The 14,277-nt window shown below is 60.4% G+C and carries 10 protein-coding genes; 4 read left to right on the top strand and 6 right to left on the bottom strand.

All coding sequences use genetic code 11. From position 1 onward, the window contains the following. Nucleotides 1–52: 52 nt before the first annotated feature. On the top strand, nucleotides 53–1,126 hold the full coding sequence (locus ACA054_RS00905) for a fatty acid desaturase (protein ID WP_497687793.1): 1,074 nt from the start codon (nucleotides 53–55) through the stop codon (nucleotides 1,124–1,126). Nucleotides 1,127–1,257: 131 nt separating this feature from the next. Here ACA054_RS00905 and ACA054_RS00910 read toward each other — a convergent pair whose 3' ends face one another. From ACA054_RS00910 to ACA054_RS00920, 3 genes are read right to left on the bottom strand one after another with little or no spacing between them, the layout of a single operon-like run. Continuing rightward, nucleotides 1,258–2,868 carry an arylsulfatase gene (locus tag ACA054_RS00910; RefSeq protein WP_497687794.1) on the bottom strand — a complete coding sequence of 537 codons (1,611 nt, stop codon included), beginning with the start codon at nucleotides 2,866–2,868 and terminating at the stop codon, nucleotides 1,258–1,260. Nucleotides 2,869–2,882: 14 nt separating this feature from the next. Beyond that, nucleotides 2,883–3,698, bottom strand: a complete 816-nt coding sequence (locus ACA054_RS00915) for an ABC transporter ATP-binding protein (RefSeq protein ID WP_497687795.1) — start codon at nucleotides 3,696–3,698, stop codon at nucleotides 2,883–2,885. Beyond that, on the bottom strand, nucleotides 3,695–5,251 hold the full coding sequence (locus tag ACA054_RS00920) for an ABC transporter permease (protein ID WP_497690222.1): 1,557 nt from the start codon (nucleotides 5,249–5,251) through the stop codon (nucleotides 3,695–3,697). The genes ACA054_RS00915 and ACA054_RS00920 overlap by 4 nt, the downstream gene beginning before the upstream one ends. A gap of 431 nt (nucleotides 5,252–5,682) precedes the next feature. On the opposite strand from ACA054_RS00920, the gene ACA054_RS00925 reads away from it, so the two are divergent. Further along, complete coding sequence (locus tag ACA054_RS00925) at nucleotides 5,683–6,696, top strand: ABC transporter substrate-binding protein (protein ID WP_497687796.1); 1,014 nt, start codon at nucleotides 5,683–5,685, stop codon at nucleotides 6,694–6,696. 123 nt (nucleotides 6,697–6,819) lie between these two features. Here the strand turns inward: ACA054_RS00925 and ACA054_RS00930 are convergent, their stop codons facing one another. Then, entirely contained in the window at nucleotides 6,820–7,740 is a 921-nt protein-coding gene (locus tag ACA054_RS00930) for a LysR family transcriptional regulator (RefSeq protein WP_497687797.1), read from the bottom strand. 183 nt (nucleotides 7,741–7,923) lie between these two features. Between ACA054_RS00930 and ACA054_RS00935 the strand changes: the two genes are divergently transcribed. Then, on the top strand, nucleotides 7,924–8,844 hold the full coding sequence (locus ACA054_RS00935) for a TauD/TfdA dioxygenase family protein (RefSeq protein WP_497687798.1): 921 nt from the start codon (nucleotides 7,924–7,926) through the stop codon (nucleotides 8,842–8,844). 108 nt (nucleotides 8,845–8,952) lie between these two features. Here ACA054_RS00935 and ACA054_RS00940 read toward each other — a convergent pair whose 3' ends face one another. Continuing rightward, nucleotides 8,953–10,569 carry an alkaline phosphatase family protein gene (locus tag ACA054_RS00940; RefSeq protein ID WP_497687799.1) on the bottom strand — a complete coding sequence of 539 codons (1,617 nt, stop codon included), beginning with the start codon at nucleotides 10,567–10,569 and terminating at the stop codon, nucleotides 8,953–8,955. Between the two features lie 197 nt (nucleotides 10,570–10,766). Next, nucleotides 10,767–11,711 (bottom strand): LysR family transcriptional regulator, encoded by a 945-nt coding sequence (locus ACA054_RS00945; protein ID WP_497687800.1) that lies wholly within the window; start codon nucleotides 11,709–11,711, stop codon nucleotides 10,767–10,769. Between the two features lie 166 nt (nucleotides 11,712–11,877). Between ACA054_RS00945 and ACA054_RS00950 the strand changes: the two genes are divergently transcribed. Next, a complete protein-coding gene (locus ACA054_RS00950; protein ID WP_497687801.1) occupies nucleotides 11,878–14,250 on the top strand; it encodes a TonB-dependent receptor in 2,373 nt (790 codons plus the stop codon). Nucleotides 14,251–14,277 lie beyond the last annotated feature (27 nt).

The following is a 14,277-nucleotide window of genomic DNA, read 5'->3' on the forward strand; positions in this document are numbered from 1 at the left end:
CAGGCGAGTGAAGCGGGCAGGATGCGAACATCAATAACCAGAGGATGGAAGCATGCAAGGTACTTCTGCAAGTCCCCAGCGACTGAATGCAGCTGCGCGATCAGCGCATATTCGCGAAGTGGTGCTGGCCAGGGGCGTCGAACTGCGCCAGCGTTACCCGATTCTAAAGCACCAGGACGCCCTGGGCGCGGGCATCCTGGCCTTCGCGCTGATCGGGATGATCGGTTCGGCGGCGCTCTATATCGAGGGATACACGACCTGGTGGGTGTGCTTGCTGCTCAATGCTTTTTTCGCTTCCTTGACCCACGAACTTGAGCACGACCTGATTCACAGCATGTATTTCCGCAAGCAGCGGTTGCCGCACAATCTGATGATGGGCCTGGTCTGGCTGGCGCGTCCGAGCACGATCAATCCGTGGATTCGTCGGCATCTGCACCTCAATCACCACAAGGTTTCAGGCTCCGAGACCGACATGGAGGAACGTGCCATCACCAACGGCGAGCCTTGGGGTTTCGCGCGGTTGTTGATGATTGGCGACAACATCATGTCGGCGTTCATCCGCATGCTGCGGGCCAAGACCTGGGCGCACAAGTTCAGCATCGTCCAGCGCACGCTGAAGGTCTATGCGCCGCTGGCGCTGGTGCATTGGGGGGCGTGGTATGTGTTTCTCGGATTTCATGCCGCCAACGGCATCGCTCATTTGCTGGGTGCGCCGATTGAGTGGTCGGCGACCACGTTGTCGGTGATGAGCGTGATCGATATCGCCGCGGTGGTGATCATCGGCCCGAACGTGCTGCGCACCTTTTGCCTGCACTTCATCAGCTCGAACATGCACTACTACGGTGATATCGAACCGGGCAACGTGATGCAGCAGTGTCAGGTGTTGAACGCCTGGTGGCTGTGGCCGTTGCAGGCGTTCTGCTTCAACTTCGGCAGCAGCCACGGGATTCATCACTTTGTGGTGAAGGAACCGTTCTACATCCGCCAGATGACCGTGCCGGTGGCGCATAAGGTGATGCGTGAGATGGGGGTGCGGTTCAATGATTTCGGGACGTTTGCGCGGGCGAACCGGTTTGTGCGCGAAGATGTTGCAGCGCGAGAAGAGGTGCGTACAGCTCAGGCTTGATCGGCGAATCTGATGGCCTCATCGCGAGCAAGCTCGCTCCCACAGTGGATTGGTGTTGAACACAAATTGTGTGACTACCCCAAAAACCTGTGGGAGCGAGCTTGCTCGCGATGGCGGTGGATCAGGCAACATCAATCCGGCTGAAATGGCGATTCACTCAAAATCACCCCTGTCTCATCCACATATTTCTGCCAATGCTCAATCAGTAGGTTCAGCTTCTCGGGCTGGCTCAGCGCCAGATCATGAATCTCCCCCGGATCGCTGCCCAAATCATAAAGCTGCCAGGTCGCCGGCCCCACCGGCCCTGGGATGTAAACCGCTTTCCACTGCCCCTGGCGAATCGCCCGCCGTCCAAACAATTCCCAACCCGTCACGGTGTGCTCGTCATGCACCTGCGCCGTTTCGCCCGATAGAAACCCCAGCCACGACTTGCCACGCAACTGCGCCACTGGCTTACCGCGCCACTGCTTGCCCGGATGACGCACCCCAGCGAGGTCGAGAATGGTCGGTGTGACGTCCATCACCGTGCCAAACCCATGACTGATTTGCCCCTTGAGCGGCAGTTGCGGGTAATGCAGCAGCGCTGGCACCCGAATCCCGCCTTCGGTAGTGAACGCCTTGAACAGCCGCGAAGGCGCGGTCGCCACTTGCGCCCAGTTCGGCCCGTACCAGACGTACGAGTTGGCGCGGCCGATGTTGTCCAGGCTGTTGTCGTAATGCTGGTTGAGGTAGGTCAGCAGCTCCGGGCCGAACTTCGGGAACGCCTCTAGCAGCGCACCTTCGGCACCGTTATCGGACATGAACAGGATGAACGTGTTGTCCCGTTGCCCCTGGTTGCGCAGGTAGTCGACAACGCGACCGATGTTCCAGTCCATGCGCTCGACCATCGCCGCATACACCTCCATGGCCCGTGCGGAAATCTGCCTTTGTTGGTCGCTCAAGGCGTCCCATTGGGCGCTGAGCTGGATCAGCGGATGCGGTTCTACATCGGCGTCGATCAGCCCCAGGGCCTTGAGTTTTTCCAGGCGTTCCAGGCGCAGCACTTCTGGACCTGCGTCATACCGGCCGCGATATTTCTCGACCACATCGCCAGGCGCTTGCAACGGCCAGTGCGGCGCGGAAAACGGCAGATAAGCGAAGAACGGCCGGGTCTGATCGCGCTCCTTGAGGTATTGCAGCAGCTTGTCGCCAAAGGCATCGGAGGAATAGAAATCCTTCGGCAACTGATCAACGAAAGTATCGTCTTCGATGTACAACGCCGGGGTGGATTTCAGCAGGCCCGGTGTTTGTTCGTCGTAGGTCGGCTCGAACCCGTAATGGTTGGCGGCGCCCGGCAGTAGCGAGAACGAACGCTCGAAACCCCGGGCATGGGGCGCCAGTTCAGCGGTCAGGCCCAGATGCCATTTGCCGCTCATCAACGTCTGGTAACCTGCCTCGCGCAGCAGCTCGGGCAAGGCGACGACGCGGTCGTTCAGATACCCCTCGTAACCGGGTTTGCCGATCAGGTCCGGCGTCAGCGCTTCGGCCATGGTGCCGATGCCGGCGATGTGATGGTCGGTGCCGGTCAACAGCATCGAACGGGTCGGCGAGCAGGTGGGCGCGGTGTGAAAATCGGTCAGGCGCAGGCCGTTGTTAGCCAGGGCATCGAGGTTCGGCGTGGCGATCTCGCCGCCGAATGCGCCGATATCGGAAAAGCCCAGGTCATCGGCCAGGATCACCAGAAAGTTGGGACGTTGCGGCATCAAGAATCTCCTGTTCAGCAGGCAATGAAGGACAGCGGCAGATCGCGCACCTGCACCGGTACCGGTGGTTGGTAGTGGTCGTCGCTGGTGAGTTCGTGCAGCAGTTCTTCGCGCAGCTGGTGGAAGTCGAAACTGCTGCGCAGACGCGGATGGGGCAGGGCAATGTCGACCACTTGCTTGATGCGTCCGGGACGCGGCTCCATCACCACCACGCGGTCGGCGAGGAAGATCGCTTCCTCGACATCGTGGGTGACCAGGATCGTGGTGATTTTTGCCCGCGCGCGGATTGCCAGCAGTTCGTCCTGCATCTGTTGACGGGTCAGGGCATCGAGGGCGCCGAAGGGTTCGTCCAGCAGCAAAATCCGTGGGCTGGCCACCAGGCCGCGAGCGATCGCCACCCGTTGCGCCATGCCACCGGAGAGCTGATGTGGATAGGCGCGGCTGAAGTCGCGCAGGCCCACCAGATCAATGAAATCACTGATGCGTTTTTGCTTTTCATCAGCGCTCAATGGCTCGTTGACCAGACCCAGGCCGATGTTGTCGGCCACCGTCAGCCAGGGAAACAAACGGTGTTCCTGAAAGACGATGCCGCGCTCGCCGCCGATGCCGGTGACGGCTTGGCCATCGACGCTGATCTGCCCGCGAAACTGCGTATCCAGGCCCACCAGCAGCCGCAGCAAAGTGGATTTTCCACAGCCGCTGGAGCCGACAATCGCGACGAATTCACCCTCGGCAATGTCCAGGTTGAATTCGCGAATGGCCTCCAGTTCAAAACCGTTGACGTCGAAGGTTTTGCCCACGTGGTTGAAGCTGACTATGGGTGCGTTCATGCGTGTCTCCAGCGGGTGGCGCGAGTTTCGAGGCGTTGGCCAATGAGGTTGAGCAGGGCGCCGGTCAGGCCGACCAGCAACATGCCGGCCATGATCAGGTCCATGCGCAGCAGTTGTTGGGCGCCGATCATCTGGCTGCCGATGCCGCCGTTGGACGGCATGAAATATTCGGCGCCGATGGTGCCCAACCAGGCGTAGATCAGGCTCAACCTGAGCCCGGCGAAAATCCCTGGTGCGGCCCCCGGCAGCACCAGTCGGCCGAGGCGTTGCCGCAGATTCAGGCGCAGTACTCGGGCGGCCTCGTTCAGTTGCGGCGAGAGGTTGGCGACGCTGCGCTGGGTGGCGATGAACAATGGGAAAAACGCGGCAAGGGCGACGAATACCCATTTGGCCAGTTCCCCCAGGCCGAACCATGCGGTGAGCAGCGGCACCCAGGCGAAAATCGCGATCTGACGCAGTGCGGCGAGGGTCGGGCCGAGAACTCGTTCGCCAGTGCGCGACAGTCCCAGCAACAAGCCCAGGGCAAAGCCGAGGCCGCCGCCGAGCAGCAGACCGCCAAGGGTGCGGCCCAGACTCAGGGTCATGCCGCTGATCAGCGTGCCGTCGAGCAAACCGCTCCAGGTGGTTTCCAGCACCGCCAGCGGGCTGACCAGAATGTTGGCGTCGACCCATTGCTGATTCGTCGCCAGTTGCCACAACAACAGCAACGCCAATGGCAGCAACCAGGGTTGCAGGCGCTGCCAGCCCTGATATTTCGGGCCACGGCGGATTTCGGCCGTGGCCGGATGCGGCCAGTGCACCAGTTTTTTGTCCAGCAGGCCGATGCTGCGATCCATGACCACACCGATCAAGCCAATCACGACGATGCAGACGAACACGATGTCGAGCATAAACAGCTGTCGCGCCCAGACCATCAAGAAACCGATGCCTTCGCTGGAGGCGAGCAGTTCGACGGCGAGCAGCGACGTCCAACCTGCGGCCAGCGCCAGGCGTACACCGGCCATGAAGGCTGGCAATGCGGCGGGCAGCACCAGTCGACGTATCAGCAATCGTGGCGGCAGACGCAGCACCGCAGCGGCTTCACGCAGCTTGGGTTGTGCATCACGTACGCCCACCAACGTGTGCAGGGTCACCGGCACCACGATGGCCTTGACCAGCACCACCAGTTTCAACACTTCGCCGATGCCGAAAAACACCATGAACAGTGGAATCCACGCCAGCGTCGGGACTTGCGCCAAACCGGCGAATGTCGGGAACACCAGGCGTTCGAGCGTGCGGCTGAAACCCAGCGCCGCGCCCAATATCGCACCCGCAGTGATCCCGGCAAGCAGCCCCCAGAACAGGCGTTGCAGGCTGATCCACAAATGGCTCCACAACTCGCCGTGTGCCAGCTCCACCGCACTATTCCAGACCAGAGATGGTGCCGGCAGGATTTGTTCACTCATCCAGTGATTGCGGCTGGCCAGCCACCACAGCGCAAACAGGCTGAGTGGCAGCAGCCACGGCAAAAGCCGTTGGCTCAGTGTTGGCCAAAGCCGCCGAGCGTTGAGCATTGGCGCGGCCAGCGGCAGGCTGAGCAGGGAAACATGGGCCATGGCGACCTCCGTTGTCGAGTTTTTCGCGATTCGGGAATCAAGATCAAAAGATCGCAGCCTTCGGCAGCTCCTACAGATGTACGTGGTTCCATGTAGGAGCTGCCGAAGGCTGCGATCTTGGCGATTTCCAGAACACCAAAATGGTTATATAAAAATTAATATCGATTCTATTAAGAGATAAGCGAGACCATTTAAGGCCTCCAGCCAATACGCATCCAATGCATTCGAAGAATATTTTCGATGCTGGTTATGCATATCGCTCCACGGGCCTCGTACTTGCTCGCTTAGTTCTAAAAGATATAAAAATGTGAATTTATAGTATTTAAGTGCTGGTCAAGATTCAGCCTACTTTCTGCTCCTCAACGCCGTTGCCGCCAGGAGCCGCACCCATGAACATTCCCTTCAAACGTGTCATCAGCCTGTTCGCCGTACCGGCTCTGGCGGGCTTGCTGGCGTTCACCGCCCAGGCCGCCGAACTCAATGAAATCCGCATCGCCGTACCCGACCTCAGCGCCGGCACTCAACACAGCGCAGGCGGCGTGGTGGACGTGTTGCGCGATCAACAGATCTACGAAAAGGCCTTTGCCGATGAGGGCATCAAGATTCAGTGGAATTTCTTCAAAGGCGCAGGCCCGGTGATCAACGAAGCCTTTGCCAACGATCAGGTCGATCTGGCGTACCTCGGCGACCTGGCGGCGATCATCGGCAAGTCCAATGGCCTGGATACGCGGGTGCTGAGTGCCTCGGCGCGCGGGGTGAAGCATTATCTCGGCGTAGTGCCGGGCTCGGGGATCAAGATCCTGCAAGACCTCAAGGGCAAACGCGTGGCGATCTTTCGCGGCACCGCCAGCCAGTTGTCGTTCGATGCAGCGCTGGCCAGCCAGGGTTTGAGCGAGAAGGACCTGAAGGTCATCAACCTGGATTTCAACGGTGCAGTGGCGGCGCTCGCCGCCAAGCAGATCGATGCGTCGTGGGGCGGTTCCAATTTGACGGCGTTGCAAGCCAAAGGCCTGGCCGAGTTGCCGTTGACCACCAAGGACCTGGGGGGCGCAGGCAGTATCCAGGCCGTTTTGGTGGGTAATGGAAAGTTCGTCGACGAGCACCCGGAGGTGGTGGCGAAACTGCTCAAGGCCCAGCAGCAAGCGGTGCAATGGCTGACCCAGGACAGCAACAAGGAAGCCTACATTCAGCTGGTGTCGGGGCTGGCGAGTTATCCGCCGGTGATTCTGACCCAGGATCTGAAGGATCAGAAATTGAGCGAGGTATTCCCGTCGACCCTGGACCCGGTGTTCCTGGGTAAATTGCAGGATGCGGTGGACCTGGCTTCGCAGCAGAAGCTGATTCGCAAGTCGTTCAAGGTGAGCGATTGGGTGGCGCCTGAGTTGGCGGCGGCGAAGCTCTAAAGTTTTAAGCGGCCTTGCTGGCCTCATCGCGAGCAAGCTCGCTCCCACAGGATTCGATGTCTGACCACAAATCTGTGATTTGTACTCGGTCACTGTGGGAGCGAGCTTGCTCGCGATGGGGCCCTAAACCGCAACAGCGATCTCCTGCTTGTCCACCGCCACCAACATCTCAATCATCGCTCGCGCCGCCGGCGACAACCTGAACCCTGTTCGACTGACAATCCCGCAGCGGGCATTCATGCTTTCGATGTTCTGCGGCAGGTTGCGCCAGTGCAGCAGCACCAGCGAACCCTGGGCAATGTCCTCGACGAACGCTTCCTCTGTGCCCACGCCAATAGCATTTGATTGCAGCACGATTTTCACCAGCGCCGGGAAATGCTCGGTCTCGATGGTCGGGGAAAAGTCCATGCGCCCACTGAGGTTCGCCAACAGTTTGCGGATGCCCGGTGGAATAAGCGTGGTGGCCAGCGGGTAGTCGAACATGTCATTGGTCGACAGGCTTTCCTTGGCCAGCAGCGGATGCCCGGGACGGCAGAAAAACACGCCGCGCTTGGGCGTCAGGGCCTGGGTCTGGAAGTTCGGGTCGGCTTCGAAGTGGCGGATGTCGGCGATGAAGAATTCGATCTCTTCACGGCTCAGGGCACGGCTGAGCTTTTCCCAGTTATCCACTTCGAAACAGGTGCGCACTTTAGGGTGCGCATTGATGAATTGCGCTACCGCATCTGGCACCAGTTTCACCGCCGGGGCGGGTCCGCAACCGAAGCGCAGCTCACCGGCGTCGAGTTTGGTCATCTGCGTCACTTCGGCGTTGAGCAGGGCCGCGCCTTGCACCAGGCTGCGCGCATGTTGCAACACCACCAGGCCTTCGGGCGTAGGGCGCAAATCCTTGTTGCCACGGTCCACCAGTACGCAGCCGAACTCTTGCTCAAGCCCTTGGATACTGCGGCTGAACGCCGGTTGAGTGATGCCCATGGCGTCCGCCGCACGGACGAAACTGCGGTGTTCGTTGAGGGCGATGAAGTAACGCAACTGGCGAAGATCCATATGCTTTCCCGGCATCCTAAAAATAGCTCGAAGGCATTTGCGACGAGGATTGGTTGAGGTTTTAAATGCAAGCTCTTATTCCGTCAACGAAGCATGTTAATATCTATTAGATCTAAATTGAATATAGATAGAGCGTTGTTTCGCTGCCGTTCAACCGTCAGCAGTCCGATCGAGGGTCTACCCATGAGCAATGCCGCTTTAGCTGTAAAACCCGCTGTTCACGCGCTTGAAATCCATCCGGTGGCCGGTCGGATCGGTGCCGAGATCCGTGGCGTAAAGCTCTCTGGTGAGCTGGACGCCAATACCGTCGAAGCGATCCAGCAGGCGCTGGTGCAGTACAAAGTGATCTTCTTCCGCGAGCAGGCCCACCTCGACGATCAGAGCCAGGAAGCCTTCGCCCATCTCCTCGGTGAACCCGTGGCGCACCCGACCGTGCCGGTACGTGACGGCACGCGTTTTCTGCTCGAACTGGACGGTGCCCAAGGCCAGCGCGCCAACTCTTGGCACACCGACGTGACCTTCGTCGATGCCTACCCGAAAGCCTCGATCCTGCGCTCGGTGGTTGCGCCGGCCTTCGGCGGCGACACCCTATGGGCCAACACCGCCACGGCCTACAACGAACTGGCACCGGAGCTGCGCGAACTGGCGGACAAACTGGTGGCGGTGCACAGCAACGAATACGACTACGCAGGCGCCAAGCCTGACGTGTCGGAGGAGAAGCTGGAGCGCTACCGCAAAATCTTCACCTCGACCGTTTACGAGACCGAGCATCCGGTGGTGCGCGTGCACCCGATCAGCGGCGAGAAAAGCTTGCTGCTGGGGCATTTCGTCAAGCGCATCAAGGGGTACTCCCAGAGTGATTCGGCGCACCTGTTCGGCCTGTTGCAAAGCCACGTCATCCGCCAGGAAAACACCGTGCGCTGGCGCTGGCAGGCCGGTGATGTGGCGATTTGGGACAACCGCTCCACCCAGCATTACGCGGTGGATGACTATGGCACCCAGGATCGTGTGGTGCGGCGTGTGACGCTCAAGGGTGAAGTGGCGATCGGGGTTTCTGGGCAGCGCAGTCAGACGGTGAAGGGGCCGGATATCAGCGGCGTTTGATCTGACGCTATCGCGAGCAAGCTCGCTCCCACATTGGATTTTGCATCGATCACAATTTCTGTGACCCGACACAAACCCTGTGGGAGCGAGCCTGCTCGCGATGCTTTGTTACCACACGCCGATTTGCACCATCTTCTCGGTCTCGGGCTCGCCATAGCGAAACCGCTGCCCGCGCAGATCGATCTCCTGATGACTGATCGTCGTCCTGCGCTTCAATCCCCTGACCCATTCGAACAGATACCCCGCATGCTCCTCGCGAACCGAGGCATACGCCGGGTCCGCACCCAGGTCCCTTAACTCCTGCGGATCATTCAGCAGATCGAACAGCTGAGGCCGAAAGCCGTCGTACGCCAGGTATTTCCAGCGCTCGCTGCGCACCATCGTCATGCGGCAGCGGTCAATCGGCTGATGCAACCGCTCCCGCGCCGGCGCCTGAAAGGCATAGTCGTATTCGCTGATCGCGAAGCGGCGCCAGTCGGTATCCACGCCGTGCAGCAGGGGAATCAGCGAGCGTCCTTCAAGTCGATGCTCGGCACCTGGCAACCCCAGCGCCTCAAGGAACGTCGGCAGCGCGTCGATGGTTTCCACCAGTCGCTCATCCACCGAACCGCGCGTTGCATCTGCCGCGGGGCGCGGGTCGCGAACGATCAGCGGCACCCCTACCGCCGGCTCCAGCAGGAACTCTTTTTCCCCCAGGAAGTGGTCGCCAAGGAAGTCGCCATGATCGCTGGTGAACACAATCAGGGTGTCATCCCAACGACCGCTGCTCTGCAGAAAATCGAACAACCGCCCGAGCTGGTCATCGACCTGTTTGATCAGGCCCATGTACGTCGGGATAACGTTCAGGCGCACTTCATCCCGGGAAAAATTCAGGCTCTCCTCGTGCTGGCGAAACGCGTTGTACACCGGGTGATCACTGGCCTCGCCCTCGGCTGCACGCACCGGCTCGATCACCTGTTCTGCGCCATACAGCGCGTGATACGGAGCCGGGGCGATGTAGGGCCAGTGGGGTTTGATGTACGACAGGTGCAGGCACCACGGCTGCTCGCCCTGCTCGGTAATGAAGTCGAGGGCGCGGTCGGTGGTGTAAACGGTTTCCGAATGCTGCTCGGGAACGCGCGCCGGCAGATGGGCGTTGCGCATTTTCCAGCCGCTGAGGATTTCACCCTGTTCGCCTTCGGCAGCGTTGGCCCAGTCGTGCCACGGGTTGCGTCCGGCATAACCGAGGTCGCGCAGGTAGTGGGTGTAGGGCGCGGATTCGCGTTTGTCATCGAACAACGGGTCGTCGGGGAAGATCCCGTCATGGCGAAAGTACGACTCGAATCCGACTTCGTTCAGGCTCTCGGCCTGCTCGCTGCCAGGGTCGATGGCCAGCCGCTGCAAAGCGTCGAGATTGGGTGTGGCGTGGGTCTTGCCCACCAGTGCGGTGCGAATACCGTGGGGTCGCAGGTAGTCACCGATAGTCAGTTCTTCCAGCGGCAAGGGCACGGCGTTCCAGGCGACTTGATGACTGCTGACATAGCGCCCGGTGTAGGCCGACATCCGCGACGGGCCGCAGATCGTGCCCTGGGTGTAGGCACGGCTGAAACGCACGCCGGCGGCGGCCAGGCGATCGATGTTGGGGGTGTGCAAGTGCGGATGGCCGTAGCACGACAGGTAATCGCGGCGCAGTTGATCGCACATGATGTACAGCACGTTGCGCACGGGGTTTGGAGTGTTGGGCATGGTGTTCACCGATCAATATGACAGGCGAGGTTTTTCGCTGTTGGGGCGGGGTTGAGGCAAGTGCGTTTGGGGAATGGTTTTTATGCAATGGGTGCATCATTGGCTGGGCCGACGCCTTCGCGAGCAGGCTCGCTCCCACAGGGAGCTGGTGTATGCCGAACCATTGTGGGAGCGAGCCTGCTCGCGAAAGCGGTTGATCAGACGGCGAGATTCTCCAGCGAACACACCTCCTCATCCTGCGCATCAACCTCCTTGATCTGCGCAATCATCGCCTCGGCCAACGGCGACAACCGATACCCCGCGCGACTGACAATCCCGTAGCGGGTGTACAACTCCTCCAGGTCATCGGCCAGGCCATCGATCTTCAAACGCACCAGCTCACCCTTGGCGTTATGCAGCGCATCCGAATAGTCGCCGATGATGCCAATCGCATCCGACCGCAGCACCACACCGAGCAGGCTGTAGCTGTTTTCGCATTCCACATTGGGCGTGAAATCCGGCCGGCCGCTCAAGTCGACGATAACTTTGCGCAGGTTCGGCGGGCGGATGGTGATGGCCATCGGATAGCTCATCAACTCGGCGGCGCCGACGCTTTCGCGAGCGGCCAGTGGATGCCCGGCGCGGCAGCAGAAATGCCATTTGCGCGGACGCAGACGCTGAGTCAGGTAGTCCGGGTCGGCCTCGAACTGCCGGGTGTCGGCGACGAAAAATTCGAATTCTTCGCTCAGTAGGCGCTTGCTCAGGCTTTGCCAGTCATCCACTTGAAATTGCACCCGCGCCTTGGGGTAGCGACCAATGAAGCTGCCGATCGCCCGAGGGATCAAACCCGCCGCTGGCGCCGTGCCGCAACCGAAGCGCAACTCGCCGGCCTCCAGGCCATTGAACTGGCTGATCTCGTTGGCCATCTGCTGCGCGCCGCTGACCAGCCGCCGCGCGTGTTCGAGTAACACCTGGCCTTGTTTGGTCGGCGCCAGGTCCTTGCGCCCGCGATCCACCAACTGACAGCCGACACTGTGTTCCAGCGCCTGGATGCTGCGGCTGAACGCCGACTGCGACAGGTTCACGGCCATGGCGCCCGCGACGAAGCTGCGCTGATCGGCGAGGGCTATGAAGTGACGAAGCTGGCGCAAGTCGATATGCATTTTTCACATTAAAAATATCGGGGAAATGCATTGGATATGCATTAGGTCGACTCCTTATAAAGGCAATCTCTTATGCAGTAAATCTTTGTAAAAACATAAATAAATAACTTTAAAGAATATGCACTGCTGAAAAGTTGCTGTGTGTTTTTTGACCAGGAGCCGCTTAATGAGCCCGTTGAACCTTGCGTCACCCATCACACCCCGACGGCTCAAACGCCTGCCCCTGGCCCTGCTTCTGGCGGGGAGCGCCAGTTGGACCCAAGGCTACGCGGCCGAGACATCAACCCCACAAGAGGCCCCGGTAAAAACCGCGTCGGGCCAGGCCAAAGCCGATGGCTCTCAGCTGGAAACCGTGACCGTCACCACCCGCCGTCGCGAGGAAAGTTCGCAGGATGTACCGACCCCCATGAGCGTGGTCAGCGGCCAGGTACTGGAAACCCAGCGGGTCTATCGCATCCAGGATCTGCAGCAACTGGTGCCTAGCGTCAACGTCGCCTACATGCATGCGCGCCAGTCCAGCGTGTCGATCCGTGGCCTGGGCAACAACCCGGCCAGCGATGGCCTGGAAGGCAGCGTCGGGCTGTACATCGACAACGTTTACCTCGGCCGGCCGGGCATGGCGGTGTTCGACTTGATGGACATCGAGCAACTCGAAGTGCTGCGCGGTCCGCAAGGCACGTTGTTCGGCAAGAACACTACGGCTGGTGTGATCAACATCAGCACGCGGGCACCGTCATTTACCCCGGAACGCAGCATCGAAACCTCGGTGGGCGAGGACGGTTACTTCCAGACCAAGGGCACCATTTCCGGCCCGTTGAATGACGAACTCGCGGGACGATTTTCCGCTTACCGCACCCGCAGCGATGGCGACATCAAAAACGAGTACGACGGTCACGACTTGAACGGCGGCTCACGCGAGGGCTTCCGTGGCCAGTTGCTGTTCAAGCCGAATGAGGCGTTCAATCTGCGCTGGATCGGCGACTACAACGAAGAGGATTCCAGTGCCGGCACCCGTGTGTTGTACAACACCGGGCCGACCATTAATGGCGTCAATCTCTACCAGGCCCGGGCCAATGCGGCGGGCGCTACGCTGGTCGATGGCACGCATCGCAAGGTCAACCTGAACAACGAACAACACGTCACCGTGCACCAGGGCGGCACGTCGGTCGAGGCGAACTGGACGCTGCCGAGCGACTTCACCCTGACCTCCATCAGCGCCTACCGCTGGTGGAATTTCACCCCACGCAATGATGACGGCCTGAACGTATCCGCCTTCTACAACGCTGGCGTTTCGGTGGAGGATAAGCAGTATTCCCAGGAGTTTCGCCTGGCGTCGCCCACCGGCGGATGCTTCGATTACGTGCTCGGCGCCTATTACTTCGGTTCAGACCTGGACAACAAATCGTTCTCCTTTTACGGCCCGCAAGCGGACATCTGGAACGGTACGCCCGCCGGCGCACTGGCCAACGTCACCAGCATCGGCAAAGGCCACATCGAAACCGACAGCTTCGCCCTGTTTGCCCAAGGCACCTGGCACCTCACCGATCGACTGGACTTCACCGCCGGTGTGCGTGGCACTTATGAAGAGAAAAGCGCCTGGGTCAACCGCAATGCGCCAGTAGGTGGTGCGGCGGTGGCCGGGGTGGCAGCGGCGGTAAGACAAGGTCGTGCCGGGGCTTACGACTCCGGTGATTTGAATCAGTACAGCTCCAGCCCTTCGGGTCTGCTGAACCTCAGCTACCACTTCAGCGATAACCTGCTCGGCTACGCCACGCTCTCCCACGGCGAGAAGTCCGGTGGGGTCAACCTGGCCGTCGGCACAGCCCCGGTTGCCGGCGCCGACTCGCTGCTGATCGGCACCGAGCGCGCCAACAACGCCGAACTCGGTTTCAAAAGCACACTCTGGGACCGTCGTCTGCAGCTCAACGCCAACGTGTTCTGGACCCAGGTCAACGGCTATCAAACCAACGCCTACGACGACGTCAACCGCGTGCAATACCTGACCAACGCCGGTTCCGTGCGCTCCCGTGGCGTGGAATTCGACAGCACGCTGATCCCGTTGCGCGGCCTGACGCTGAATATCAACGGCTCCTACAACGACGTCAGCTACCTCTCCTACAAAGATGCGCCGTGCCCACCGGAAGTCAGCCTGGCGCCGGGCGCTCCGGCCTCTTGCGATCTCAGCGGCCACCAGGTGGTCGGCGCTTCGAAATGGATCGGCAACGCCAACGGCGAATACAAATGGAACCTGAGTAACGGCTTCGAAGAGTACGTCACCGCCAGCTACGCGTTCCGCTCCAAGGCGGTGGGCACGGTGGAGGATTCCGACTTCGGCCAGATCCCGAGCTACGCCGTGGTCAACCTGTCCACCGGCCTGCGTGGTGACTTCAATCAGGGTCAGTGGGACGTCTCGCTGTGGCTGAAAAACGCTTTCGACAAAACCTATTACACCACCCTCTGGACCGGCGCCAACGGCGGTTACGAAGGCTTGCTCGGGACACCACGGACCTTGGGTGTGACCGGTCGATACGACTTCTGATCAACGCGACTGCGCCGAAAACCATGC

The organism is Pseudomonas sp. LBUM1653 (genome assembly GCF_059716115.1).